This window comes from Mycobacterium sp. E2479, assembly GCF_001667925.1.
Taxonomy (GTDB): Bacteria; Actinomycetota; Actinomycetes; order Mycobacteriales; family Mycobacteriaceae; genus Mycobacterium.
In genome coordinates this window covers 26,111-51,858 of record NZ_LZJR01000153.1, presented here as the reverse complement: position 1 = coordinate 51,858, position 25,748 = coordinate 26,111, and the positions used below count along the sequence as shown (strand labels likewise).

The following is a 25,748-nucleotide window of genomic DNA, read 5'->3' as shown; positions in this document are numbered from 1 at the left end:
GGAACAGGACGCAGACGCCTACGGTTGTGCTGATCAGACTTTTACCTCATGAAAGGATCCGTCATGCCTGACACCGCCGCCGCGAAGAACAAGGCCGACTTCTGGTTCGATCCGCTGTGTCCGTGGGCGTGGATCACCTCGCGCTGGATTCTCGAGGTGGAGAAGGTTCGTGACATCGAGGTCAATTTCCACGTGATGAGCCTGGCGGTGCTCAACGAAAACCGCGAAGACCTGCCTGAGCAATATCGCGAGAACATGAAGCGGGCCTGGGGTCCGGTGCGGGTTGCGATCGCCGCCGAGCAGGCCCACGGCGCCGAGGTGCTGCGGCCGCTGTACACCGCGATGGGGACGCGGATCCACAACGAGGGCAACAAAGAGCTCGAGGACGTGATCAAACTGGCGCTGGCCGACGCGGACCTGCCGGCCGAGTTGGCGGAAGCCGCCAACAGCGAGGAATACGACGAGGCGCTGCGCAAGAGCCACCACGCCGGCATGGACGCGGTGGGCGACGATGTCGGCACGCCGACCATTCACGTCAACGATGTGGCGTTCTTCGGGCCGGTGCTCTCCAAGATTCCGCGCGGCGAGGAAGCGGGCAAGCTGTGGGACGCCTCGGTCGCCTTCGCGTCCTACCCACACTTCTTCGAGCTCAAGCGCACTCGCACCGAGAAGCCCGAATTCGACTAGACCGATCGGGTCGCGATCGCAGCCACCGGCGCGGCGGGTGGCTATGTAAGGATTGCGGGCATGCGCGTCTACCTCGGCTCTGACCATGCCGGATTCGAGCTCAAACAGCAGATCATCGACCACCTGAAAAAAGCCGGGCACGAGCCGATCGATTGCGGCGCCTTCAGCTACGACGCCGAAGACGATTACCCCGCCTTCTGTATCGCCGCCGCCACGCGCACCGTCGCCGATCCCGACAGCCTGGGCATCGTGCTGGGCGGGTCCGGCAACGGCGAGCAGATCGCCGCCAACAAGGTCCCGGGCGCCCGGTGCGCGCTGGCCTGGAGCGTCGAAACGGCCACGCTGGCCCGTGAACACAACAACGCCCAACTGATCGGCATCGGCGGTCGCATGCACACCGTGGCCGAGGCGCTGGCCATCGTCGATACCTTCTTGACCACTCCGTGGTCGAAAGCCGAACGCCACCAACGGCGTATCGACATACTCGCCGAATACGAACGAACCCATCAAGCCCCGCCGGTGCCCGGCGCCGCCGACTGACGCAGGAAAGGTCTGCACGTGCCCGAAGGGCATACCCTGCACCGGCTCGCCCGCCTCCACCAACGCCGTTACGCCGGTGCCCCCGTCGCGGTGTCCAGCCCACAGGGCCGTTTCGCCGATTCGGCCGCGGTGGTCGACGGGCGGGTGCTGCAGCGCACCAGCGCGTGGGGCAAACACCTGTTCCACCACTACACCGGCGGCCCGATAGTGCACGTGCATCTCGGGCTGTACGGGGCCTTCACCGAATGGGAACGGCCCGGCGACGGGCTGTTTCCCGAGGCGGTCGGGCAAGTGCGAATGCGCATGATCGGCGTCGATCACGGCACCGACCTGCGTGGCCCGACGGTGTGCGAGGTCGTCGACGAAGGTCAGGTCAGCGCAGTCTTGGCCAGGCTGGGCCCCGACCCGCTGCGCAGCGACGCCGATCCGTCGTGGGCGTGGAAGCGGATCGCCAAGTCCCGCAGGCCCATTGGCGCACTGCTGATGGATCAGACGGTGATGGCCGGCGTGGGCAACGTGTATCGCAGCGAGTTGTTGTTCCGCCACCGGATCGACCCGTTCCGCCCCGGCCGCGAGGTCGGCGAGGGCGAGTTCGAGGCGGCCTGGATCGATCTGGTCGCGCTGATGAAGGTCGGATTGCGTCGTGGCAAGATCATCGTGGTGCGGCCCGAGCACGACCACGGCGCACCGTCGTATCGGCCCGATCGGCCGCGCACCTACGTCTATCGACGTGCCGGCGAACCCTGCCGGGTGTCGGGTGATCCGATCCGCACGACAGTGCTGGAGGGCCGAAACGTCTTCTGGTGCCCTACCTGCCAAAAGTGAGCCGGCTCGCCGGCGCAACCGCAGCGGGGACGACACGGTGCGGACCGGCAGACCCGAAACCTGGCACTGATTGTTTAGCCAAAGCATCGATATGGGTAGAAAAGATCTCGTGAAAACTCTTCCACGTTTGGCCGCAACGGCCCTCGCAATAGGCGGGCTGGGTTTGGCGGGCTTGGGCGTCGCAACTGACGCGCAGGCTCACCCCGGGCCCTTCCCGCAATGGTGTCCGGGTGAGTGGTGGGACCCGGGCTGGGGCAACAACTGGGACTGGAACAGGTGCCACGACTGGCACCATGAGGGTTGGGGCCGCGGCGGACCTGGTGCCCCGTGGGGTCCGGGTGGGCCCCGCGGCCCCGGTGCTCCGTGGGGTCCGGGCGGGCCAGGTGGGCCGCCCCCTCCCGGCTGGCATCGGTGACCCGACAACTCACGCAAACAAACGCGCCCTGCCGACCTGGCAGGGCGCGCTTGCGTTAGGGGTTAGATCACTCCCAGCACGGAGTAGACCGCGTTGGACAGGACCAGGCTGCGCGGGTCAGCGTTGGCCTTGGTCGGGTCGAAGTGATTGGCGACATACGCGTAGCCGATGCGGTGCTCCAGGTCGACGAACCCGAACGAGCCGCCCAGTCCGCCGTGCCCGAAGATCCGGGGGTTGGGCCCGTTGACGCATCGCTGGTTGAGCATGTAACCCAGCCCCCATCCGTGGTCGGCCACCCGCGGTCCCAACACCAGATCGGTCTCCAGGCCGCCCTGGCAGACCCGCACCAGGTCCATGTGCTCCCGGCTGAGCACCTTCTCCTGCGCGAGCGCGTTGTAGAACGTCGCTAATCCCAGCGCCGAGACCTGCCCGTTGGTGCCGGGGAACTCGAGTTCGCGCCACAGACTCAGGTCGTGCGAGCCGAGTTCGTCATCGGGGGCGAAGCCCATCGAGATGGACAGCCCCGCCTTCGGGTGCTCAGCAAGGCTCGTCGGGTAGCCGGGGGCCTGCGCTTCGGCCAGCAGATCGCGGGCATGCGGCTTGTTGACCCGCTCGGCGCAGCGGTATTGCTCTCGCAACGGCAACCCGATGTGAACGTCGGCGCCGAACGGTTCGGCGATCTCGGTGCGCAGGTATTGGCCGATGGTCCGGCCCGTCACCCGACGAAACACCTCGCCCATGATGAAACCGAAGGTGGTCATGTGATAGCCCTGCGCGGTTCCCGGCTCCCACCACGGCTCGGCGGCGGCGAGTTGTTCGCAGACGTAGTCCCAGTCGGCGACCTGTTCCCAGCGCATCCGGGTGCGCGGACCGATCACCCCGGACCGGTGGCCCATCACCATCGCCAGCGTGATGTCTTGTTTGCCCGCCTGGGCGAACTCGGGCCAGTAGTGCGCGACGGGAGCCTGTAGGTCCAGCTCACCGCGGTCGGCGAGCTGGTGTATGCAGGTGGCCGACAGCCCCTTGGTGCCGGACAACACGGTGGTCAAGGTGTTCTGCTGCCACGGCCGGGTCCGGGCCGCATCGGCCCAGCCGCCCCACAGATTGACGACCACAGACCCGTCGACCCACACGGCGACGGCCGCGCCGACTTCATCGCCGTGCGTGAAATTGCGCTCGAACGCGTCGCGAACGCCGACGAAGTCCGAGGCGCATGAGCCATGGATTGACGCGTCGGTCTTCAGGTCGCTCATGGCGCCTTTCTATCGAGCAGATAATTAGCCCGAGCGGGCGACGGGAATCGAACCCGCGTAGCTAGTTTGGAAGACTAGGGCTCTACCATTGAGCTACGCCCGCAGTGTTCAGTCGAGCGTGACTGTAGCTGGCGACAAAGATCAAATCTAATCGACTCGGTTTTGTGATCGCTCCGTGAGGTCTGTGACGTCGCTGCGAAGCCCGTGGCCAACCCGGTGTTGAGGGGCCTTAGGATCATCGAGGTCAGCGCGGGGTGTAGCGCAGCTTGGTAGCGCATCCGCTTTGGGAGCGGAAGGCCGCAGGTTCAAATCCTGTCACCCCGACCAGCACCACCGGCCCGGTGCCCTGAGCACGACACACCGAGGCCGATAACGAGCAACGAACGACCATTGAGGAGCACACCCGTGAAGAGCACCGTCGAGCAGTTGAGCCCCACCCGGGTGCGCATCAACGTGGAGGTCCCTTTCTCGGAACTCGAGCCCGATTTCCAGCGCGCCTATAAGGAGTTGGCCCGGCAGGTGCGACTGCCCGGCTTCCGCCCGGGCAAGGCGCCGGCGAAGTTGCTGGAGGCGCGGTTCGGTCGCGAGGCGATGCTCGATCAGGTCGTCAGCGAGGCGCTGCCCGCGCGGTACGGGCAGGCCGTCGCCGAGTCGGAGGTGCACCCGCTGGGCCAGCCCGAGATCGAGGTCACCAAGAAGGAGTACGGCGAACAGCTGGCCTTCACCGCCGAGGTCGACGTTCGCCCCAAGCTCACCCTGCCGGATCCCGGTGCGCTCAAGGTGTCGGTGGACCCGATCGAGGTCAGCGACGAAGACGTCGACGCCGAACTGCAGTCTCTGCGTGCCCGATTCGGCACCCTGACCGGAGTGGACCGACCCGTCGCCGACGGTGACTTCGTCTCGATCGACCTGTCGGCCACCATCGACGGCGAAGAGATCCCGGGTGCCGCCGCGCAAGGCCTGTCCCATGAGGTCGGCTCGGGCCGGCTCATCGCGGGCCTGGACGAAGCCCTGGTCGGTTTGTCGGTCGACGAATCCAAGGAGTTCACCGCGCAGCTGGCGACTGGCGAGCACGCTGGCAAGGACGCGCAGGTGACCGTCACGGTCAAGTCGATCAAGGAACGTGAGTTACCCGAGCCCGACGACGAGTTCGCGCAGCTGGCCAGCGAGTTCGACACCATCGAAGAGCTGAAGTCCAACCTGCGCGAGCAGGTCGGCCGAACTAAGCGGGCTCAGCAAGCCGAAAACATTCGCGAAGCCGCCCTCGACACACTGCTTGAGCAGGTCGAGGTGCCGCTGCCGGAAGCGATCGTCAAGGCGCAGGTTGACAGCGCCCTGCACAACGCCCTACACAGCCTCGACCACGACGAATCCAAGCTGGAGGAAGTGCTGGCCCAGCAGGGTAAGTCGCGCGAAGAGTTCGAGACCGAGACGCGCACCGCCGCCGAGACGGACGTCAAACGGCAGCTGCTGCTGGACGCCCTGGCCGACGAACTCGAAGTCCAGGTTGGCCAGGACGACCTGACCGAGCGCCTGGTGGCCACGTCGCGGCAATACGGCATCGAGCCCCAGCAGCTGTTGGCCTACCTCCAGGAGAACAACCAGCTACCGGCCATGTTCGCCGATGTGCGCCGGACGCTGGCCATCGCCGAGGTGATCCGGGCGGCGACCGTCACCGATACCGCCGGAAACGCCATCGACACGAGCGAATTCTTCGGCAAGGGCTCGGGGGACGCCGAGACCGAAGCGGTTGGCGACGCTGAGCAGGCGGGCGAATCCGTCACAGGGGCCGACGAGAAATCGGATGAGGCCGGCGAATCCGAGGCGGCCGACGCGGGGGAGTGACCGCGCCATGAAGCTGTGAGCGAACGTGGCGCATTCGGGGGTGCGTGGCCGCGAAACGGCGGGCCCGGTTGGCTAGTGTCGTGAATACAGATCTCGAGAAAGCAGGTAACCCAGTCGTGACTGACATGCGTTCAAACTCGCAGGGTCTCAACCTCACGGACTCCGTCTATGAGCGCTTGCTGTCCGAGCGCATCATCTTCCTGGGTTCAGAGGTGAACGACGAAATCGCCAATCGGCTGTGCGCGCAGATTCTGCTGCTCGCCGCCGAGGACGCCAGCAAGGACATCAACCTCTACATCAACTCGCCGGGCGGATCGATCAGTGCGGGTATGGCGATCTACGACACGATGGTGCTGGCGCCCTGTGACATCGCCACCTACGCGATGGGCATGGCCGCTTCGATGGGGGAGTTCTTGTTGGCCGCCGGCACCAAGGGCAAGCGCTACGCGCTGCCGCACGCCCGCATCCTGATGCACCAGCCTTTGGGCGGGGTGACCGGCAGCGCGGCCGACATCGCCATCCAGGCCGAACAGTTCCACGTCATCAAAAAGGAGATGTTCCGGCTCAACGCCGAGTTCACCGGCCAGACGATCGAGCGCATCGAGGCCGACTCCGACCGCGACCGCTGGTTCACCGCGCAGGAAGCCCTGGAATACGGGTTCGTCGACCACATCATCACCCGCGCCGCCCACATCACCAATGGAGAAGCCCGATGAACCCCGAAACCCAGCCCCAGGCGCGCTACATCCTGCCGTCGTTCATCGAGCACTCGAGCTTCGGCGTCAAGGAGTCCAACCCCTACAACAAGCTGTTCGAGGAACGCATCATCTTCCTCGGCGTGCAGGTCGACGACGCGTCGGCGAACGACATCATGGCGCAGTTGCTGGTGCTCGAGTCGCTGGACCCCGACCGCGACATCACCATGTACATCAACTCGCCCGGCGGCGGATTCACCTCGCTGATGGCGATCTACGACACCATGCAGTACGTGCGCGCCGACATCCAGACGGTGTGCCTGGGGCAGGCCGCTTCGGCGGCGGCGGTGTTGCTGGCCGCCGGGACGCCGGGCAAGCGGATGGCGCTGCCCAACGCCCGGGTGCTCATCCACCAGCCGTCGCTGCAGGGCGTGATCCAGGGGCAGTTCTCCGATCTGGAGATTCAGGCCGCCGAGATCGAGCGGATGCGCACGCTGATGGAGACCACGCTCGCCCGGCACACGAACAAAGACGCGTCGGTCATTCGCAAGGACACCGACCGCGACAAGATCCTGACCGCCGAAGAGGCCAAGGATTACGGGATCATCGACACCGTGCTGGAGTACCGAAAGCTTTCGGCGCAAACCGCCTAGCGCCCTCGGTCCCCTTCGCCGAACGTGCACTCACGGCGAATCTTTGCCGAATTTTTCGACCTGATTACACGCTCGGCGAAGTTCGGCGATAGCGGCGGGACCGACCCGACAGCATCCGCCGACGATCCGGGCCCCGGCCGCGACCCACTGGGTCGCGAGGTCCGCGCGGAACCGCGATGGACCGATCCAGCTGCGCCGCAACGCGTCCCAGCGTTCGCCGCTGTTCGGGTAGACGATGACGGGCTTGTCGACGGCCGCTGCGCTCGCAATCGCGGGCAACACGTCATCGGGCGCGCAGCAGTTCACCCCGACCGCGACGATCTCGTCGACGCCGGCCACCACCGCGAACGCGTCGGCCAGCGGTTGCCCGGCGCGGGTCCGGTCCCCGTCGACGGTGTAGCTCAGCCAGGCCGGTCTGCCGACCGAGCGCACCAGCTCAACGAGGGCCTCCGCTTCGTCGACGTCGGGCACGGTTTCGCACGCGAGCACGTCCGCGTCGGCGTCGGCCAGGGTTTCCAACCGTGGCCGATGCCACCGCGCCAAGTCGGCTACCGACAGGCCGTAGCGTCCGCGGTACTCCGATCCGTCGGCCAGTGCCGCGCCGTACGGGCCGATCGAGGCCGCGACGAGGAGGCCGTCGACGCCCACCTCGTCCCGTGCCGCCTTCGCGAGCTCGACGCTGCTGTGCAACAGCCTTGCCGTCTGTCGGCGATCGAATCCGCGATTGGCGAAACCCTCGAACGACGCCTGGTAGCTGGCCGTCGTCGCGATCGCGGCACCGGCCCGAAAGTAGGCGGCATGCACGGCGGCGATGTTGTTCGGGGCGTCCGCGAGCAGCCTCGCCGACCACAATGGGTCGGAAAGGTCATGGCCGCGAGCTTCGAGCTCGGTGGCCAAGCCGCCGTCGAGCACGACGGGTCCACTGGGCCATTCGAAGCCCACAGCCAAACCCACGTCGCCACTGTAGGGTGATTTCTTAGGGGTTCGCCCAGGCCTCGCGTGATCATCGGCGTTGGGTTGGCACCTCCAGCGGAAGCAATGTCGTAGGCCGGTCGGCCTCGGCAGCGTTACGACCGCGACACGCCAAAGACACGCAAAGCGCGTCTTTCGCGAGTTGCGGGCACCGTCTGGCTATATGTTTCATCCATACGGACACGCACGAATACCACCGACGCGATTCGGCCCCTATGGTCGCGTCGGGCCCGATCAAGCGGGTAGCGTCGGTGAATACATCCGGGGACAGGCAAGACGAACGGCGAATAGGAAGTAGGCCCTCAGCACCATGGCGCGCATCGGAGACGGCGGTGACCTGCTGAAGTGCTCGTTCTGCGGGAAGAGCCAGAAGCAGGTCAAAAAGCTCATTGCTGGCCCCGGCGTGTACATCTGCGATGAATGCATCGACCTCTGCAACGAGATCATCGAAGAGGAGCTGGCCGATGCCGACGACGTAAAGCTTGATGAACTCCCCAAGCCGATCGAGATTCGGGAGTTCCTTGAGGGATACGTCATCGGGCAGGACACCGCCAAGCGGACGCTGGCCGTGGCCGTCTACAACCACTACAAGCGGATTCAGGCGGGTGAAAAGGGCCGGGACTCGCGGCACGAGCCGGTGGAGCTGACGAAGTCCAACATCTTGATGCTCGGGCCGACGGGTTGCGGAAAGACGTACCTGGCCCAGACGCTCGCCAAGATGCTCAACGTCCCGTTCGCCATAGCCGACGCCACCGCCCTGACCGAAGCCGGTTACGTCGGTGAGGACGTCGAGAACATTTTGCTCAAGCTGATCCAGGCCGCCGACTACGACGTCAAGCGCGCCGAGACCGGCATCATCTACATCGACGAGGTCGACAAGATCGCCCGCAAGAGCGAGAACCCGTCCATCACCCGCGACGTCTCCGGGGAAGGCGTCCAGCAGGCCCTGCTGAAGATCTTGGAGGGCACCCAGGCGTCGGTGCCCCCGCAGGGCGGGCGTAAGCACCCGCACCAGGAGTTCATCCAGATCGACACCACGAACGTGCTGTTCATCGTCGCCGGGGCCTTCGCGGGCCTGGAGAAGATCATCTACGAGCGCGTTGGCAAGCGTGGCCTGGGCTTCGGGGCCGAGGTGCGCTCCAAGGCCGAGATCGACACCACCGATCACTTCGCTGACGTGATGCCCGAAGACCTGATCAAGTTCGGCCTGATCCCCGAATTCATCGGCCGGCTGCCGGTGGTCGCCTCGGTCACCAACCTGGACCGCGAGTCGTTGGTGAAAATCCTGTCCGAGCCGAAGAACGCGCTGGTAAAGCAGTACACACGGCTCTTCGAAATGGACAACGTGGAGCTCGAGTTCACCGATGACGCCCTGGAAGCGATCGCCGACCAGGCGATCCACCGCGGCACCGGCGCTCGCGGCCTGCGGGCCATCATGGAAGAGGTCCTGCTGCCCGTGATGTACGACATCCCGAGCCGCGACGACGTCGCCAAGGTTGTGGTGACCAAGGAGACCGTCCAGGACAACGTGTTGCCGACGATCGTCCCGCGCAAGCCGTCCCGTTCGGAACGTCGGGACAAGAGCGCCTAACTACTTCGTCCTCGGAGCGCACCGGCATCGCGAGCGACGCCGTTACCCGGCTTCTTGAGCACGGCCTGGACTTCTCGACTCCCTCTTCTTTCCGCGGACCCGCTCGTTGTCGCGGCCGGCTGCAACCCTTCGTTGGTCTTGCTGGGTCCCCGCCGCGGCCGCCTCACGCGCCATCTGAACACCGATTTCCAACGGCTCCGGAGGGGGCCACGGTATGGACGACAGTACTAACGCGCAAGACGTGACCAATAACACAGTTTGATTTGTACTCGCCAGTAGCCCTTAGCTGACTTCGTGTTTTGCCGACAAAACGGCGGCGTGACATGCATAGGGGACGGCCATACAACCCTCAAAGAAATGCCATAATTGATACCGGCAGTGACACGAAAGCGCCAGCGTGCTGAGGCCGCTCCAAAGGCGCGTAACCTGGGACGTCGGCGGAGTGTCTGTCCGGCGAACATAGTGGAGGCAAAGACGTGGATCCGAACGGCAGCGGAGCCGCATCAGACTCACATGGGGCGTCGCCCAACGGATCTGCCCGCCAGCGCCTCGAACAGGTCGTCATTCGCTTCGCCGGGGACTCCGGCGACGGCATGCAGCTCACCGGAGACCGGTTCACATCCGAGGCAGCGCTTTTCGGCAACGACTTGGCGACCCAGCCCAACTACCCCGCCGAGATCCGTGCCCCTGCAGGCACGCTGCCCGGCGTCTCGTCCTTCCAAATTCAGATCGCCGATTACGACATCTTGACCGCCGGCGACCGGCCCGACGTTCTGGTCGCGATGAATCCCGCTGCGCTCAAGGCCAATATCGGGGATCTGCCCCGCGGTGGAATGGTGATCGCGAACTCCGACGAGTTCACCAAGCGCAACCTGACCAAGGTGGGCTACGTAACCAACCCGCTCGAGACCGACGAGTTGTCGGACTACGTCGTGCATTCCGTCGCGATGACCACGCTTACGCTGGGGGCCGTCGAGACGATCGGCGCCACGAAGAAAGACGGCCAGCGCGCCAAGAACATGTTCGCGCTGGGCCTGTTGTCATGGATGTACGGGCGGCCGATCGAAACCAGCGAAAAGTTCATCCGGGAGAAGTTCGCTCGCAAGCCCGAGGTCGCCGAGACCAACGTGCTGGCGTTGAAGGCCGGTTGGAACTACGGCGAAACGACCGAGGCTTTCGGTACCACTTACGAGGTGTCCCGGGCGACCCTGCCGTCGGGCGAATACCGCCAGATCTCGGGCAACACCGCGCTGGCGTACGGGATCGTGGCGGCCGGCCAGCTGGCGGACATTCCGGTCCTGCTCGGCAGTTACCCGATCACACCGGCGTCCGACATCTTGCACGAGCTGTCCAAGCACAAGAACTTCAACGTCATCACGTTCCAGGCCGAGGACGAGATCGGTGGCATCTGCGCCGCGATCGGCGCCTCGTACGGCGGTGCGCTGGGCGTGACCACCACGTCAGGCCCGGGCATTTCCCTGAAGTCCGAAGCGCTCGGGCTGGCCGTGATGACCGAGCTGCCGCTGCTCGTCGTCGACGTGCAGCGCGGCGGGCCCTCGACCGGGCTGCCCACCAAGACCGAACAGGCCGACCTGTTGCAGGCGCTGTTCGGCCGCAACGGCGAGTCACCCGTCGCGGTCCTGGCTCCACGCTCACCCTCCGACTGTTTCGAGACCGCGCTCGAGGCGGCACGCATCGCGGTGTCGTATCACACCCCGGTAATCGTGTTGTCCGACGGCGCGATCGCCAATGGCTCGGAGCCCTGGTGCATTCCGGATGTCAGCACGCTGCCGAGCATCACGCACACCCTCGCCAAGCCCGACGAGCCGTTCCAGCCGTACGCGCGTGACCCGGAGACGCTGGCCCGGCAGTTCGCCGTGCCCGGCACCCCCGGGCTCGAGCACCGCATCGGCGGACTCGAAGCGGCGAACGGCTCGGGCAACATCTCCTACGAGCCGGTGAACCACGATCTCATGGTGCGGTTGCGCCAGGCCAAGATCGATGGGATCTCGGTCCCCGATCTGGAAGTTGACGATCCGACCGGCGACGCCGAGCTGCTGCTGATCGGCTGGGGCAGCTCTTACGGTCCGATCGGTGAAGCCTGCCGGCGCGCGCGGCGCAAGGGCATCAAGGTGGCGCACGCTCACTTGCGTTACCTCAACCCGTTCCCGGCGAACCTGGGTGAGGTGCTGCGCCGCTACCCGCAGGTGGTCGCGCCGGAGATGAACCTGGGTCAATTGGCGTTCCTGCTGCGTGGCAAGTACCTGGTCGATGTGCAATCGGTCAGCAAGGTGCAAGGTGTCGCCTTCCTGGCCGACGAGATCGGCCGCGTCATTCGCGCCGCGCTGGGCGGGACGCTGGCCGAAGTCGAGAACGACAAGACGATGGTCGCCAGGATGGCGGCAGCAACGGTTGGAGCCGACGCATGAGCTCAGTGGTTCAGGACGGCGACAACGTAGAGCGAAGCGATGAGGAGGGGCGACGCTCGTGACTGACGTGATCGGCAATTTGGCGGGCAAAGACCTTGGTGTGACCGCGAAGTTGACCAAAAACGACGGGGTCCCCACTTTGTCCACAGAGGACCAGCCGCAGAAGTCCAAGGACTTCACTAGCGACCAAGAGGTCCGCTGGTGCCCGGGCTGCGGGGACTACGTCATTCTCAACACCATCCGCAACTTCCTGCCCGACCTCGGGTTGCGCCGCGAGAACATCGTGTTCATCAGCGGTATCGGCTGCTCGAGCCGGTTTCCGTACTACCTCGAGACGTACGGTTTCCACTCGATTCACGGTCGCGCGCCGGCCATCGCCACCGGTCTGGCGCTGGCCCGCGAGGACCTCTCGGTGTGGGTGGTCACCGGCGACGGCGATGCCTTGTCGATCGGGGGTAACCACCTGATCCACGCGCTGCGCCGCAATGTCAACATCACCATCCTGCTGTTCAACAACCGTATCTACGGTTTGACCAAGGGTCAGTACTCGCCGACATCAGAGGTCGGCAAGGTCACCAAGTCGACCCCGATGGGATCGCTCGACCATCCGTTCAATCCGGTGTCGTTGGCCCTGGGCGCCGAGGCGACCTTCGTCGGCCGAGCGCTGGACTCCGACCGCAACGGACTGACCGAGGTGCTGCGCGCCGCCGCCGGGCACCGGGGGGCCGCCGTTGTCGAGATTTTGCAGGACTGCCCGATCTTCAACGACGGCTCGTTCGACGCGCTGCGCAAGGAGGGCGCGGAGGACCGGGTCATCAGTGTCCGCCATTGCGAGCCAATCGTGTTCGGCGCCAACGGTGAATATTGCGTGGTGAGGTCGGGCTTCGGGCTGGAGGTGGCCAAGACGGCGGACGTGTCGGTTGACGAGATCGTGGTGCATGACGCGCACAGCGACAACTCGGCCTACGCCTTCGCCCTGTCCCGGTTGTCGGACCAGAATCTCGAACACACCGTGCTGGGCATCTTCCGCGACATCAGCCGGCCGACCTACGACGATGCGGCGCGCTCGCAGGTCCAGGCAGCCCAGTCGGCGAAGCCGTTCGACTCCGCCGCGCTGCAGTCGCTGTTGCGTGGGCGCGACACCTGGACCGTCGACTGACGTGGGCGACCAGAAATCCGACACACAACAGGCGGTGTCGTTAGCTGGGGTGGTGCTGGCGGGCGGAGAATCGCGGCGCATGGGGCGCGACAAGGCCACCCTGCCCGGCCCCGGAGGTGCCGCCACGCTGCTGGAATACGTCGCCGGGGTGATCGCGCAGCGCTGCGAGCCGGTTTTCGTGATGGCCGCGCCGGGGCAACCGTTGCCGCCGGTGCAGGCGAAAGTCATCCGCGACGAGGTTCGCGGCCAGGGCCCCCTGCCGGCGACAGGACGTGGGCTGCGGGCGGCCGCGGAGGCGGGCGCCCGGTATGCCTTCGTCTGCGCCGTCGACATGCCGCTCCTGTCTGCGGAATTGATCGACGACCTGGTGCGTCTGGCCGCCGAGACCAATGCCGAGATCGTGCTGCCGTGGGACGGCCGCAGCCACTACCTGGCCGCGGTGTACCGCACGGACCTGGCCGAGCGGATCGACGGCCTGGTCGCCGGCGGCGCCCGGTCGATGCGCGCCTTGATCGATGCCTCGGACGCGCAGCAGATCGTGCTGCCGGAGTCGCGCTTTTTGGCCAACGTCAATACGGAGAGCGACTTGCTCGCCCTGGCGCAGTCCCGGAGCTGAAGGCCGACGGCCGAAGCGCTCACGTCGCGGCGGACCTTGCATAGTCGGCGAATTCGGCCGATTGATAGGCCGCGTTGGAAACATGGCTTTAGCCACTTCGGTTTTTTCCAGAACTTATGCACGTTTCGGTATGACGACAAGGCATCGAGCAAGACAAGAGCTCGACAGGCCTACATCGTGATCTGTTGTAGCAGTGGTGCTTTGAAGCGCTTATAGGCGGTGTCCATCAATTTCCGGCGATGCATGTAGCCGCGCTCTGCCAATGAAACGTAGGCCGTTCCAGCAAAATCGGATTGCCTTGAATACATTCTCCCTACGCGCACAAGAGCGCTGCTCAGAAGTGGGCGTGAGGCCACCCCGTCGAAGCACTCGACATCAGCGTATTTGCTTGAAAAGCGTTGCAGTTATGCTTGATTGAACGACAAGCGTTGCCGACCAGGACAATACATGGGCGGGGACGCTGTCGGCATGAAAGACACGGCAGCGCACGATGATCTTGTCCACGAATTGTGCTCGTGTACAGGCAAAGTCGATACCTTCTCGGTTTCCTCGCTTGCGCCGCACCTTGCGAGTTTGAAGTTCGTGGAAGTTGCGGTATCCTCCGCCGGCTCTCAACGGCGGAATCGGATCCGTTGAAGCACTGGCGAATCGGTCGGCCAAGCGGCAAATAAACGTGCGCCAGCTCACAAAATGCGGGTGATTCGGCTCACCATCTGTCTCGCTGATCCAGTTGGGGGTTGATTCCACGATGGCCGCAATGACCTGCGTGAATACCCATGCTGCCGCACCGTGATCGGTCCGTTACTGAAACGAGATACCCGATTTCTGAAGATGACGAACGCGCGCAGGTTCTCTACGGTCCCTGTTAGCCCACAACGGGTTACGGAAGAGTAATCAGATAATTGAATCCACGGACCCGCGTGCGAGCGGCGCCGCGGACGGCGAAAGCCCGACCGTGGTCGGTGGGTAACACCCGCCGGGCAGACCTAGCCCGCCGCTGCCGTGCCTGACCCAGACGGCACGTTTCGAAGCAGGCATCAATCAGACAGCTTCAGCCCATCCGTGGGCTTGCTTTGGCGCGCGCGCACCGCGAAAGGAACAATTTTGCAGAACGTCCGAAAGACGCTCATTCTTGCCGCGGTCACGGGCACGCTCGTGACCATCCCGTCGGCCACCGCTAACGCGGACGAGGTACCGGCGGGCTTCGACCCGACCGCGCCGGCCGCCGGCCCCGCCCCGGACGCTCCGCCGCCTCCGGCTCCCGACGCTCCGCCGCCGCCGGCTCCGGACGCTCCGCCGCCGCCGGCTCCGGACGCCCCGCCGCCTGGCCCGGACGTCCCGCCGCCACCCGCCCACCGGGCGTACAGCGTGAACTGGGACGCCATCGCGCAGTGCGAGTCGGGTGGAAACTGGGGGATCAGCACCGGTAACGGCTTCTCCGGTGGCCTGCAATTCACCCCGAGCACCTGGCGTGCCAACGGTGGATCGGGCTCTCCCGCCGGCGCGAGTCGCGAGGAGCAGATCCGAGTCGCCGAGAACGTGCTGCACTCGCAGGGCATCGGCGCTTGGCCGGTCTGCGGGCGCCGCGGCTGAGCCGCAGCCGCAATCGGCGGATTCGCCATACATATAAGAAGTGCCGGGCCCTGTGCCCGGCACTTCTTATTTCCACGGGGTGCGGCTCCGGGCGTCGGGTAGCGTCGGGCCCGTGACCGAAACGCCGCGCGAATTCGACATAGTGCTGTATGGGGCGACCGGCTTCGTCGGGAAACTCACCGCCCAATACCTGGCCGGCGCGGCACCGGATAAACGGATCGCGCTGGCCGGCAGATCGACCGACCGATTGCGCGCCGTCCGTGACACGCTGGGCGACGCCGCGCAGTCGTGGCCCATTCTGAATGCCGACGCCTCGTCGCCCTCGACGCTCAATGAGATGGCGCCCCGCACCCAGGTCGTCATCACCACGGTCGGGCCCTACACCCGTTACGGTCTGCCGCTGGTGGCCGCGTGCGCGGCAGCTGGCACCGACTACGCCGACCTGACCGGCGAAGCGATGTTCGTCCGCGAAAGCATCGACCTGTACCACAAACAGGCCGCGGATACCGGCGCGCGCATCGTGCATGCGTGCGGATTCGATTCGGTCCCTTCCGACCTCAGCGTGTATGCGCTTTACCGGGCGGCACGCGACGGCGGCGCCAGAGAACTCGGCGACACCGACCTGGTCGTCCGGTCCTTCTCCGGCGGCGTGTCCGGCGGGACCGTCGCGTCGATGCTCGAAGTGCTCGATACCGCCTCCCGCGATCCGGACGCTCGCCGCCAGCTCGCCGACCCGTACACATTGACCACGGACCGCAGTGCCGAACCCGATATCGGCCCGCAGCCCGATTTGCCGTGGCGTCGTGGTGATCGGATCGCGCCGGAGCTGAAGGGTTTGTGGACGTCGGGCTTTTTGATGGCGCCTTATAACACCCGAATCGTGCGGCGCAGCAATGCATTACTGGACTGGGCCTACGGACGCCAGTTGCGGTACAGCGAAAGCATGAGCTTGGGCTCGTCACCACTGGCTCCGGTGGCATCCGCTGTGGTGGGCGGGGTCGGCGCGGCGACCTTCGGATTGGGCAGCCGGTATTTCCGGCTGCTGCCGCGCAAACTGGTCGAGCGCATCGTGCCCAAACCCGGAACCGGCCCGAGTGACGCCGCCCGGGAACGCGGCTACTACCGGATCGAGACCTTCACCACGACAACCACCGGCGCGCGTTACGTGGCGCGCATGGAACAGCGCGGCGACCCGGGTTACAAGGCGACTTCGGTGTTGTTGGGGGAGTGCGGCCTCGCCCTGGCGGCGGATCGTGACAAGCTCACCGATCTGCATGGCGTCCTCACCCCCGCGGCCGCGATGGGCGACGCGCTGCTGGACCGATTCCCTGCCGCGGGCGTGGCATTAGAGGTAGAACGGCTGGATTAGTGACCCGGCTCACGCATTCGGGCGCTTACATGAGGGCAAACACCGCTCCCTAGAATTGACGGGTGACCGCCAGCCGCAGCCCCGCCACCGACCTGCCCAAGTCGTGGGATCCAGCTGGGGCCGAGAGCGCGATCTACCGGAGATGGGTGGACGCGGGGTACTTCGCGGCGGACCCGAACAGCCCCAAGCCCGGGTATTCGATTGTGCTGCCACCGCCGAACGTCACCGGCAGCCTGCACATGGGCCACGCCCTCGAACACACCATGATGGACGCCCTGACTCGCCGTAAGCGGATGCAGGGTTATGAGGTGCTCTGGCAGCCGGGGATGGACCACGCCGGCATCGCGACGCAGAGCGTGGTGGAAAAGCAGCTCGAGGTCGACGGCAAAACCAAAGAGGACTTCGGCCGAGAGCTGTTCATCGAAAAGGTCTGGGACTGGAAGAGGGAGTCCGGCGGCGCCATCGGTGTACAGATGCGCCGCCTCGGCGACGGTGTGGACTGGAGCCGCGAGCGCTTCACCATGGACGAGGGTCTGTCGCGGGCGGTCCGGGCGATGTTCAAGCGCCTCTACGACGCCGGACTGATCTATCGGGCCGAGCGGCTGGTCAACTGGTCGCCGGTGCTGCAGACCGCGATCTCGGATATCGAGGTCGACTATCAAGAAGTCGAAGGCGAGCTGGTGTCCTTCCGGTACGGGTCGATGGACGACTCGCAGCCGCACATCGTTGTGGCCACCACCCGGATGGAAACGATGCTCGGTGACACCGCGATCGCGGTGCATCCCGACGACGAGCGCTACCGACACCTGGTCGGTAGCAGCCTGCCGCACCCTTTCGTGGATCGTCAGCTCGTAGTGGTCGCCGACGAGCATGTGGACCCCGAATTCGGCACCGGTGCAGTCAAAGTCACGCCCGCACATGACCCCAACGATTTCGAGATCGGCGTGCGCCACCAGCTGCCGATGATTTCGATCATGGACACCAAGGGTCGAATAACCGACACCGGAACGCAATTCGACGGCATGGACCGATTCCAGGCCAGGGTCGCGGTGCGCGAGGCGCTGGCGGACGAGGGACGGATCGTCGACGAGAAGCGGCCGTACCTACACAGCGTTGGGCACTCCGAGCGCAGCGGCGAGCCGATCGAACCACGCCTTTCCCTGCAGTGGTGGGTACGGGTGGAATCGCTTGCCAAGGCCGCCGGCGACGCGGTGCGCAACGGGGACACCGTGATTCACCCCGCCAGCCTGGAACCGCGATGGTTCGCCTGGGTCGACGACATGCACGACTGGTGCATCTCGCGCCAGCTGTGGTGGGGCCACCGCATCCCTATCTGGTACGGCCCTAACGGCGAACAGCGCTGCGTGGGGCCCGACGAAACACCACCAGAAGGCTGGTCACAGGACCCCGATGTGCTGGACACCTGGTTCTCCTCGGGCCTGTGGCCGTTCTCCACATTGGGCTGGCCCGAACAGACTCCAGAACTCGAAAAATTCTATCCCACAAGCGTTCTCGTTACCGGCTATGACATCCTGTTTTTCTGGGTAGCCAGAATGATGATGTTCGGCACCTTTGTCAGTGACGACGAAGCCATCACCCTGGACGGGCGCCGCGGTCCGCAGGTGCCGTTCACCGATGTCTTCCTGCATGGACTGATCCGCGATGAGTCCGGCCGCAAGATGAGCAAGTCCAAGGGCAACGTCATCGACCCGCTGGACTGGGTGGAAACCTTCGGGGCGGACGCCCTGCGGTTCACGCTGGCGCGCGGCGCCAGTCCCGGCGGTGATCTGGCGATCGGCGAGGACCATGTCCGGGCGTCACGCAACTTCTGTACCAAGCTGTTCAACGCTACGCGCTACGCGCTGCTCAACGGCGCGAAGCTGGCCCCGCTGCCCGTGCCCGCCGAGCTCACCGATGCCGACCGATGGATTCTCGGGCGACTGGAAGAGGTTCGCGCGGAGGTCGACTCGGCGTTCGACAGCTACGAGTTCAGTCGCGCTTGCGAGGCGCTCTACCACTTCGCCTGGGACGAATTCTGCGACTGGTACGTCGAATTGGCCAAGACGCAACTGGCCGAAGGGATTACGCATACCACGGCGGTGCTGGCGGTGACACTGGACGTCCTGCTGCGATTGCTGCACCCGGTGATCCCGTTCATCACCGAGGCACTGTGGCAGGCTCTGACCGGTGGCGCGGCCGAACACGAGTCGCTGGTGATCGCCGACTGGCCGCAGCCCTCCGGCATCAGCCTCGATCAGGTTGCCGCACAGCGGATTACCGATATGCAGAAGCTGGTGACCGAGGTGCGGCGGTTCCGCAGCGATCAAGGTCTGGCGGACCGCCAGAAGGTGCCGGCCCGGATGACCGGCGTCGACGCATCCGATCTGGGCACCCAGGTAAGCGCGGTGGCGTCGCTGGCGTGGCTCACCGGCGCCGACCCGGATTTTCACCCGTCGGCGTCGGTCGAAGTGCGGCTGTCCGGCGGCACCGTCGTCGTCGAGCTCGATACCTCGGGCACCATCGACGTCGCCGCCGAACGTCGCCGGCTGGAAAAGGACCTGGCCGCGGCGCACAAGGAGCTGGCGTCGACCACCGCCAAATTGGCCAACGACGACTTTTTGGGCAAGGCCCCGCACCACGTCGTCGACAAGATCCGGGACCGTCAGCGCCTGGCCCAGGAGGAAACCGAGCGGATCAACGCGCGGCTAGCCGGGCTGCAATGAGTGTCCGATGACTGAGCCGCCCGAGTGGCCGCCGGATCCGCACTGGCCGCAAGACGAGATTGCCGGCGAGATCCCCGACCCGGCCCCCACACCGGACGAGATCGCATCGTTGCTTCAGGTCGAGCACCTGCTGGACCAGCGGTGGCCGGAGACCAAAATCGAGCCGAGCCTGACCCGGATCAGCGCGCTGCTGGACCTGCTGGGCTCGCCGCAACTGGCCTATCCATCCATCCATGTCGCGGGCACCAACGGCAAGACCTCGGTGGCGCGGATGATCGACGCACTGATCACCGCTCTACACCGGCGCACCGGGCGCACCACCAGCCCGCACCTGCAATCGGCGGTGGAGCGCATCTCCATCGACTCCAAGCCGATCAGCCCGGCGCGCTACGTGGCGACCTACCGTGAGATCGAGCCGTTCGTGCAGATGGTCGACGCGCAGTCGCAGGCCGAGGGCGGCCCCGCGATGAGCAAGTTCGAGGTGCTGACCGCGATGGCGTTCGCCGCGTTCGCGGACGCCCCTGTCGACGTCGCCGTGATCGAGGTGGGGATGGGGGGACGCTGGGATGCCACCAACGTGATCAACGCCCCGGTGGCGGTCATCACCCCGATCTCCATCGATCACGTGGAGTACCTGGGCGACGATCTCGCCGGCATCGCTGGGGAGAAGGCCGGCATCATCACGCGGGCGCCCGAGGGCGCACCCGACACCGTCGCGGTCATCGGGCGTCAGGCTCGCGAGGCGATGGAAGTCCTGCTGGCCCAAACCGTCCAAGCCGATGCCGCGGTGGCCAGAGAGGATTCGGAGTTCGCCGTCTTGGGCCGCCAGGTCGCGATTGGTGGGCAGGTGCTGCAGCTGCAGGGTTTGGGCGGGGTGTACTCCGATGTCTACCTGCCGCTGCACGGTGAGCATCAGGCGCACAACGCCGTGCTGGCTCTCGCGGCGGTTGAGGCGTTCTTCGGTGCCGGTGCGCAGCGTCAGCTCGACGTCGAGGCGGTTCGTGCCGGTTTCGCCGCCGCCGCCAGCCCCGGCCGGCTGGAGCGGATGCGCAGCGCACCCACGGTGTTCATCGACGCCGCGCACAATCCCGCCGGTGCGTCGGCGCTGGCGCAGACCCTGGCCAGTGAATTCGACTTCCGCTATCTCGTCGGGGTGCTCAGCGTGCTTGCGGACAAGGACGTCGACGGCATCCTGGCCGCCCTGCAGCCGGTGTTCGACGCTGTCGTGGTGACCCACAACGGATCTCCGCGGGCGGTCGACGTCGAGTCGCTGGCCTTGGCGGCCCGCGAGCGGTTCGGGCCCGACCGCGTGAGCACCGCGGAAAACCTGCGCGATGCCATCGACGTCGCGACGGCGCTGGTGGACGACGCCGCGGCGGACGGGCCAGCCGAAGCCTTCTCCGGCACCGGCATCGTCATCACCGGCTCGGCCGTCACCGCTGGGGCGGCGAGGACCCTGTTCGGTCGTGATCCGCAATGACCGACGCGCCCGACAACCCCGAGGAGCAGCCCCCGGCGTCACCGGGCGACCCGTGGCGGAGCTTCGGCGCGGTGATGGCCTTGACGCTGTTCCTGGAAGCCATCGTGGTGCTGCTCGCGATCCCCGTGGTGGGCGCGGTGGGCGGCGGCCTGACGACAGCTTCGCTGGTCTACCTGATCGGGTTGGCCGTGCTGCTGATCCTGATGGCCGGCGTTCAGCGCAAACCCTGGGCGATCTGGGCCAACCTCGGCGTGCAGGTGATCCTGCTCGCCGGCTTCGCGATCTATCCGGGTGTGGGTTTCATCGGCGTCCTGTTCACCGGGTTGTGGGGACTGATCGCCTACTTCCGCGCCGAGGTCCGGCGCAGGCAGGGGTAGGCCGGGTAATGGTGTGACGGACCGCGCAGCGGCCCCCGAGCCATCACCCGACCCCGTGGCCGGCTGATTATGTACGCTGTCCGCCGTGACCGAACGGACATTGGTACTGATCAAGCCCGACGCCGTGCAGCGGCAGCTGGTGGGGGAGATCATCGGCCGCATCGAGCGCAAAGGCCTGACCATCGCCGCGCTGGAGCTACGGCCCGTCGGCCGCGATCTTGCCGCCCAGCACTACGCGGAACACGACGGCAAGCCGTTCTTCGACTCGCTGCTGGAGTTCATCACGTCGGGACCGGTGGTGGCGGCCATCGTGGCGGGGCCGCGGGCGATCGCCGCATTTCGGCAGCTCGCGGGCGGCACCGACCCCGTGGAGAAGGCGATTCCGGGCACGATCCGGGGCGATTTCGGGCTGGAGACCCAGTTCAACCTGGTGCATGGGTCTGATTCGGCGGAGTCCGCGAAACGCGAAATCGCACTCTGGTTTCCCAAGGCCTAGACCTGCGGCGATAGCTGCCGCGGCGCGGTCCCGAGTAACTTTGCTGAAGTGGCCGCATCATGTGTGGCTGGGGCGGTGGCGTGATGTGGGATACTGGTCTCGGGTGAACGTCGCCGGACCGGTGTCAGACACCCGAATGAAGACTTAGACAAGCGCGACCATAGCCTCGTCGCCTTGGTTCGCTGCATGTCAGGCCGTCATTCAGCACGGCGCCGAGTGGGTCTGCGATCCTGGGCCGCTCGGGGCGAGACCATTACAAGCCCGGGAGAAGTGACCCGGGTCCATAGCGAAGCCCTCGCGTGGCCGCGTCGCAATGACGCGCCCGGGGGCTTGAGGAGAATACGTGGTAGACGGTGCACCGACTGCAGACCCATCAGAAGAATCGACTCGGCCGGAGGAACTGCCGGACCGCTTAAGAGTTCATTCGCTGGCCCGAACGCTGGGAACCACCAGCAAGCGGGTGCTGGACGCCTTGAGCGAGCTGGACGGACGAATCCGCAGCGCGCATTCCACCGTGGACCGCGACGACGCGGTCCGGGTACGGGACCTGCTGGCGTCGTCCGCGCAACCGCCGGCGACCGGTGAGGATGCGGTCAGCACGCCGGCGGCCTCCGAAGCGAGCGCCGCCGACGAACCCGAATCGCGATTGCTGCTCGAGAGCCCGGACAGTGCCGACGAGCGGCCGCATTACATGCCGCTGTTCGTCGCGCCGCAGCCGATCGATACCCGCGAGGAAGAAACCGGCGCCGACGACGGCGCAGACTCCGACGACACCGACGCCTCCGACGGCGATGACGACGAGCAGACCGACCGGCCGTCGAACCGGCGGCGGCGCCGCGGCCGTCGTGGTCGTGGCCGCGGGCGCGGCGAGCAGGGCGGATCCGACGGCCAAGGTGACGAGGACGACGACGAGGCGCAACCGCGGGGCAAGAAGGGCGGTCAGGCGGACTCTGAGGACTCCGAGGACTCCGACGGACAGGACTCCGACGACTCCGATGACTCGGACGACTCGGATAACGGTGACGACGGCTCGGCCGACGGCGGCAATCGCCGCCGCCGGCGGCGCCGGCGGCGCAAATCCGGATCGGGCGACGACAACGACGAGGGGTCATCGCCGGATGACCCGCCCAACACGGTGGTGCACGAGCGGTCGCCCCGCAACGGCAAGGGTGGCGGTGACGACTCCGCCGGCTCGAACAACGAGATCAAGGGCATCAACGGCTCCACCCGGCTCGAGGCCAAGCGGCAACGGCGCCGGGACGGCCGCGACGCCGGCCGGCGCCGCCCCCCGGTGCTGACCGAGGCCGAATTCCTGGCCCGCCGCGAGGCGGTCGAGCGGATGATGGTCGTGCGCGACCGGGTCCGCACCGAGCAGCCCCATCAGGGATCGCGCTATACCCAGATCGCGGTGCTCGAGGACGGCATCGTCGTCGAGCACTTCGTCACGTCGGCCGCGTCGGCCTCGCTGGTGGGCAACATATACCTGGGGATCGTGCAAAACGTGCTGCCGTCGATGGAGGCGGCGTTCGTCGATATCGGCCGCGGCCGCAACGGTGTGCTCTACGCCGGGGAGGTCAATTGGGAAGCCGCCGGACTCGGTGGGTCCGATCGCAAGATCGAACAAGCGCTCAAACCCGGCGACTATGTCGTCGTCCAGGTCAGCAAAGACCCGGTCGGGCACAAGGGGGCGCGGCTTACCACGCAGGTGTCGCTGGCGGGGCGCTATCTGGTCTACGTGCCGGGGGCGTCGTCGACCGGGATCAGCCGCAAACTGCCCGACACGGAACGTCAACGGCTCAAAGAGATCCTGCGTGAAGTGGTGCCGTCGGACGCCGGTGTGATCATCCGGACCGCGTCCGAGGGGGTGAAGGAAGAGGACATCCGCGGCGACGTCAGCCGCTTGCAGGAGCGCTGGAAACAGATCGAGGCCAAGGCGATCGAGGTCAAGGAGAAGGCCGCAGGCGCGGCGGTGGCCCTCTACGAAGAGCCCGACGTGCTGGTCAAGGTGATCCGCGACCTGTTCAACGAGGACTTCGCCGGCCTGATCGTCTCCGGTGACGAGGCCTGGAACACCATCAACGATTATGTGAATTCCGTTGCCCCGGACCTGGTTTCGAAGTTGACGAAGTACGAGACGCCCGACGGCCCGGACGGGCAGGCCGGGCCGGATGTGTTCGCGGTGCATCGCATCGATGAGCAGCTCGCCAAGGCGATGGAGCGCAAGGTGTGGCTGCCATCGGGCGGCACGCTGGTGATCGATCGGACCGAGGCGATGACGGTGGTCGACGTCAACACCGGCAAGTTCACCGGGTCGGGGGGCAACCTCGAGCAGACGGTCACCAAGAACAACCTCGAGGCGGCCGAGGAGATCGTGCGCCAGCTGCGGCTGCGCGACATCGGCGGCATCGTGGTCATCGACTTCATCGACATGGTGCTGGAGTCCAACCGCGATCTGGTGCTGCGGCGGCTGACCGAGGCGCTGGCCCGCGACCGCACCCGTCATCAGGTCTCCGAGGTGACGTCGCTCGGTTTGGTCCAGCTGACCCGCAAGCGGTTGGGCACCGGCCTCATCGAAGCCTTCTCGACGTCGTGTTCGACTTGCGGTGGGCGCGGGATCCTGCTGCACACCGACCCGGTCGATTCGGCCTCGTCGAATGGGCGCAAGTCCGAATCCGGTGGTGGCCGCCGGGGCAGGCGCAAGAAGAACAAAACCGAGGAGCAGGTGGTGGCCAAGGTGCCCGCCCATGCTCCCGGCGAGCATCCGATGTTCAAGGCGATGGCCGCCGGCTCCTCCGCGCAGCCCGACGATGACGAATCCGACGAGATCACCGAAGACACCACCGACGAGCTCGACCAGGACAAGCCGGGTCGCCCGGGCGACGGCGCCGACACCGAGGACTTCGACGACAGCGACGAAGATTCGGACGATGACGATGACGACGACGCCGACGAGGACGACGACCTCGACGACGAGGACGAGGACATCGACGACGAGGACGAGGACATCGACGACGAAGAGGACCTCGGCGACGATGACGAGGATCTCGAGATCGACGACGACGATCTGGACACCGAGGACGATTCCGACGACACCGGGCCAGGCCCGGCTGTCGCCGCCCAGGCCGGCGCGGGACGCCCCCGGCGCAGACGCGCTGCGGGCAGGCCGGCCGGACCGCCGATCCACGCCGACTGAGTCGGCCGACCAGAAGACGGCGGTCGCGTCCGGTTTGACCCTGTAGCCGCTGGTCACGTACCCTTGGACAGTTGTCGTCAGGCCGGGCGACTAAGTTTGGCCGGCGGCAGCGGGACTCCCGGGAGCCGGCGTAGGCCCGCAACCCAGACCCACCACGTGCACCGCGGTTGGTTCGCGCGCGACGCGCACAGCAGCGGTTAGAAGAAGGAGCAGGAGCAACGATGGCGACCTACGCAATCGTGAAGACGGGCGGCAAGCAGTACAAGGTCGCCGTCGGGGACGTGGTCAAGGTCGAGAAGCTCGAATCCGAGCCAGGCTCGAACGTGTCGCTGCCGGTTGCCCTGGTGGTGGACGGAGCCAAGGTGACCAGCGATGCGGCCGCACTGGCCAAGGTCGCGGTGACCGGCGAGGTGCTCGAGCACACCAAGGGCCCCAAGATTCGTATCCACAAGTTCAGGAACAAGACCGGCTACCACAAGCGTCAGGGACACCGTCAGCAGCTGACGGTCCTGAAGGTCACCGGAATCAAGTAGTAGCGGAGGCGACAGACATGGCACACAAGAAGGGCGCTTCCAGCTCGCGCAACGGTCGCGATTCCGCCGCGCAGCGGCTGGGCGTGAAGCGTTTCGGCGGCCAAATCGTCAAGGCGGGCGAGATCATCGTTCGGCAGCGCGGCACCAAGTTCCACCCGGGCGTGGGAGTCGGCCGAGGCGGGGACGACACCTTGTTCGCCAAGGAAGCCGGCGCCGTCGAGTTCGGCCTCAAGCGCGGCCGCAAGACCGTCAACATCGTGGCGGCCGGACAAGCCACCGACTGACGGTGTTTTTGGGCCCAGCC

At 66.1% G+C, this 25,748-nt stretch carries 22 protein-coding genes and 2 tRNA genes; 20 read left to right on the top strand and 4 right to left on the bottom strand.

Features of this window, described 5'->3' with window-relative positions; translation table 11 throughout:
* The first annotated feature begins 63 nt into the window (after nucleotides 1-63).
* Genes A5686_RS22665 through A5686_RS22655 form a run of 3 tightly spaced genes read left to right on the top strand, consistent with a single transcriptional unit; the run spans nucleotide 64 to nucleotide 2,052 of the window.
* A complete protein-coding gene (locus A5686_RS22665; protein ID WP_067939052.1) occupies nucleotides 64-687 on the top strand; it encodes a DsbA family protein in 624 nt (207 codons plus the stop codon).
* Nucleotides 688-747: 60 nt separating this feature from the next.
* Nucleotides 748-1,227, top strand: coding sequence for a ribose-5-phosphate isomerase (locus A5686_RS22660; RefSeq protein WP_067938878.1), 480 nt, complete (start codon nucleotides 748-750; stop codon nucleotides 1,225-1,227).
* Between the two features lie 18 nt (nucleotides 1,228-1,245).
* Nucleotides 1,246-2,052: an Fpg/Nei family DNA glycosylase gene (locus A5686_RS22655; protein ID WP_067938874.1), complete on the top strand. Its 807-nt coding sequence runs from the start codon at nucleotides 1,246-1,248 to the stop codon at nucleotides 2,050-2,052.
* Between the two features lie 477 nt (nucleotides 2,053-2,529).
* On the opposite strand, the gene A5686_RS22650 is transcribed toward A5686_RS22655, so the two are convergent.
* Nucleotides 2,530-3,720: a serine hydrolase domain-containing protein gene (locus tag A5686_RS22650; RefSeq protein WP_067938872.1), complete on the bottom strand. Its 1,191-nt coding sequence runs from the start codon at nucleotides 3,718-3,720 to the stop codon at nucleotides 2,530-2,532.
* Between the two features lie 32 nt (nucleotides 3,721-3,752).
* Nucleotides 3,753-3,823, bottom strand: a tRNA-Gly gene (locus tag A5686_RS22645).
* Between the two features lie 147 nt (nucleotides 3,824-3,970).
* On the opposite strand from A5686_RS22645, the gene A5686_RS22640 reads away from it, so the two are divergent.
* From A5686_RS22640 to clpP2, 4 genes are all read left to right on the top strand, one after another.
* Nucleotides 3,971-4,047, top strand: a tRNA-Pro gene (locus A5686_RS22640).
* Between the two features lie 78 nt (nucleotides 4,048-4,125).
* Nucleotides 4,126-5,565: a trigger factor gene (tig, locus tag A5686_RS22635; protein ID WP_067938870.1), complete on the top strand. Its 1,440-nt coding sequence runs from the start codon at nucleotides 4,126-4,128 to the stop codon at nucleotides 5,563-5,565.
* Between the two features lie 125 nt (nucleotides 5,566-5,690).
* Nucleotides 5,691-6,281 carry an ATP-dependent CLP protease proteolytic subunit ClpP1 gene (gene clpP1 / locus A5686_RS22630; protein ID WP_067938868.1) on the top strand — a complete coding sequence of 197 codons (591 nt, stop codon included), beginning with the start codon at nucleotides 5,691-5,693 and terminating at the stop codon, nucleotides 6,279-6,281.
* A complete protein-coding gene (gene clpP2, locus A5686_RS22625) occupies nucleotides 6,278-6,913 on the top strand; it encodes an ATP-dependent CLP protease proteolytic subunit ClpP2 (RefSeq protein WP_067938866.1) in 636 nt (211 codons plus the stop codon). The genes clpP1 and clpP2 overlap by 4 nt, the downstream gene beginning before the upstream one ends.
* A 30-nt stretch (nucleotides 6,914-6,943) precedes the next feature.
* On the opposite strand, the gene mmuM is transcribed toward clpP2, so the two are convergent.
* Entirely contained in the window at nucleotides 6,944-7,867 is a 924-nt protein-coding gene (gene mmuM, locus A5686_RS22620) for a homocysteine S-methyltransferase (protein WP_067938864.1), read from the bottom strand.
* Nucleotides 7,868-8,195: 328 nt separating this feature from the next.
* Here mmuM and clpX point away from each other — a divergent pair, with 328 nt between their 5' ends.
* From clpX to mobA, 4 genes are all read left to right on the top strand, one after another.
* Nucleotides 8,196-9,476, top strand: coding sequence for an ATP-dependent Clp protease ATP-binding subunit ClpX (gene clpX / locus A5686_RS22615; RefSeq protein ID WP_067124554.1), 1,281 nt, complete (start codon nucleotides 8,196-8,198; stop codon nucleotides 9,474-9,476).
* Nucleotides 9,477-9,952: 476 nt separating this feature from the next.
* Complete coding sequence (locus A5686_RS22610) at nucleotides 9,953-11,905, top strand: 2-oxoacid:acceptor oxidoreductase subunit alpha (protein ID WP_067938861.1); 1,953 nt, start codon at nucleotides 9,953-9,955, stop codon at nucleotides 11,903-11,905.
* Between the two features lie 58 nt (nucleotides 11,906-11,963).
* Nucleotides 11,964-13,064: a 2-oxoacid:ferredoxin oxidoreductase subunit beta gene (locus A5686_RS22605; RefSeq protein WP_067938859.1), complete on the top strand. Its 1,101-nt coding sequence runs from the start codon at nucleotides 11,964-11,966 to the stop codon at nucleotides 13,062-13,064.
* Between the two features lies 1 nt (nucleotide 13,065).
* Nucleotides 13,066-13,680 carry a molybdenum cofactor guanylyltransferase gene (gene mobA, locus A5686_RS22600; protein WP_082947754.1) on the top strand — a complete coding sequence of 205 codons (615 nt, stop codon included), beginning with the start codon at nucleotides 13,066-13,068 and terminating at the stop codon, nucleotides 13,678-13,680.
* Between the two features lie 375 nt (nucleotides 13,681-14,055).
* Here mobA and A5686_RS27455 read toward each other — a convergent pair whose 3' ends face one another.
* Nucleotides 14,056-14,427 carry a hypothetical protein gene (locus A5686_RS27455; protein ID WP_156750197.1) on the bottom strand — a complete coding sequence of 124 codons (372 nt, stop codon included), beginning with the start codon at nucleotides 14,425-14,427 and terminating at the stop codon, nucleotides 14,056-14,058.
* Between the two features lie 357 nt (nucleotides 14,428-14,784).
* Between A5686_RS27455 and A5686_RS22595 the strand changes: the two genes are divergently transcribed.
* The 9 genes from A5686_RS22595 to rpmA all read left to right on the top strand — a co-directional run bounded on the left by A5686_RS22595 (nucleotide 14,785) and on the right by rpmA (nucleotide 25,728).
* On the top strand, nucleotides 14,785-15,273 hold the full coding sequence (locus A5686_RS22595) for a transglycosylase family protein (RefSeq protein WP_067939047.1): 489 nt from the start codon (nucleotides 14,785-14,787) through the stop codon (nucleotides 15,271-15,273).
* Nucleotides 15,274-15,385: 112 nt separating this feature from the next.
* Nucleotides 15,386-16,642, top strand: coding sequence for a trans-acting enoyl reductase family protein (locus A5686_RS22590; protein WP_067938856.1), 1,257 nt, complete (start codon nucleotides 15,386-15,388; stop codon nucleotides 16,640-16,642).
* Between the two features lie 62 nt (nucleotides 16,643-16,704).
* Nucleotides 16,705-19,365, top strand: a complete 2,661-nt coding sequence (locus tag A5686_RS22585; RefSeq protein WP_067938853.1) for a valine--tRNA ligase — start codon at nucleotides 16,705-16,707, stop codon at nucleotides 19,363-19,365.
* A 7-nt stretch (nucleotides 19,366-19,372) separates the two neighbouring features.
* The gene (locus A5686_RS22580; protein ID WP_067938851.1) at nucleotides 19,373-20,845 is read left to right on the top strand and encodes a folylpolyglutamate synthase/dihydrofolate synthase family protein; all 1,473 of its coding nucleotides are present in this window, start codon (nucleotides 19,373-19,375) and stop codon (nucleotides 20,843-20,845) included.
* Complete coding sequence (locus tag A5686_RS22575; RefSeq protein ID WP_067938846.1) at nucleotides 20,842-21,222, top strand: DUF4233 domain-containing protein; 381 nt, start codon at nucleotides 20,842-20,844, stop codon at nucleotides 21,220-21,222. Before A5686_RS22580 ends, A5686_RS22575 begins: the two co-directional genes overlap by 4 nt.
* A gap of 85 nt (nucleotides 21,223-21,307) precedes the next feature.
* Nucleotides 21,308-21,718 carry a nucleoside-diphosphate kinase gene (gene ndk / locus A5686_RS22570; protein ID WP_067938845.1) on the top strand — a complete coding sequence of 137 codons (411 nt, stop codon included), beginning with the start codon at nucleotides 21,308-21,310 and terminating at the stop codon, nucleotides 21,716-21,718.
* Nucleotides 21,719-22,061: 343 nt separating this feature from the next.
* On the top strand, nucleotides 22,062-24,911 hold the full coding sequence (locus A5686_RS22565) for an Rne/Rng family ribonuclease (protein WP_067938843.1): 2,850 nt from the start codon (nucleotides 22,062-22,064) through the stop codon (nucleotides 24,909-24,911).
* A gap of 221 nt (nucleotides 24,912-25,132) precedes the next feature.
* Nucleotides 25,133-25,444 (top strand): 50S ribosomal protein L21, encoded by a 312-nt coding sequence (gene rplU / locus A5686_RS22560; protein WP_067938841.1) that lies wholly within the window; start codon nucleotides 25,133-25,135, stop codon nucleotides 25,442-25,444.
* A 17-nt stretch (nucleotides 25,445-25,461) separates the two neighbouring features.
* Nucleotides 25,462-25,728 carry a 50S ribosomal protein L27 gene (gene rpmA, locus A5686_RS22555; RefSeq protein ID WP_067938839.1) on the top strand — a complete coding sequence of 89 codons (267 nt, stop codon included), beginning with the start codon at nucleotides 25,462-25,464 and terminating at the stop codon, nucleotides 25,726-25,728.
* Nucleotides 25,729-25,748 lie beyond the last annotated feature (20 nt).

Excerpts from the sequence above, each read along its gene's own strand:
- rplU (WP_067938841.1), top strand. The coding sequence starts at position 25,133 with ATGGCGACCTACGCAATCGTGAAGACGGGCGGCAAGCAGTACAAGGTC.
- A5686_RS22580 (WP_067938851.1), top strand. The coding sequence starts at position 19,373 with ATGACTGAGCCGCCCGAGTGGCCGCCGGATCCGCACTGGCCGCAAGAC.
- clpP1 (WP_067938868.1), top strand. The coding sequence starts at position 5,691 with ATGCGTTCAAACTCGCAGGGTCTCAACCTCACGGACTCCGTCTATGAG.
- A5686_RS22665 (WP_067939052.1), top strand. The coding sequence starts at position 64 with ATGCCTGACACCGCCGCCGCGAAGAACAAGGCCGACTTCTGGTTCGAT.
- rpmA (WP_067938839.1), top strand. The coding sequence starts at position 25,462 with ATGGCACACAAGAAGGGCGCTTCCAGCTCGCGCAACGGTCGCGATTCC.
- clpX (WP_067124554.1), top strand. The coding sequence starts at position 8,196 with ATGGCGCGCATCGGAGACGGCGGTGACCTGCTGAAGTGCTCGTTCTGC.
- clpP2 (WP_067938866.1), top strand. The coding sequence starts at position 6,278 with ATGAACCCCGAAACCCAGCCCCAGGCGCGCTACATCCTGCCGTCGTTC.
- A5686_RS22660 (WP_067938878.1), top strand. The coding sequence starts at position 748 with ATGCGCGTCTACCTCGGCTCTGACCATGCCGGATTCGAGCTCAAACAG.
- A5686_RS22650 (WP_067938872.1), bottom strand. The coding sequence starts at position 3,720 with ATGAGCGACCTGAAGACCGACGCGTCAATCCATGGCTCATGCGCCTCG.
- A5686_RS22575 (WP_067938846.1), top strand. The coding sequence starts at position 20,842 with ATGACCGACGCGCCCGACAACCCCGAGGAGCAGCCCCCGGCGTCACCG.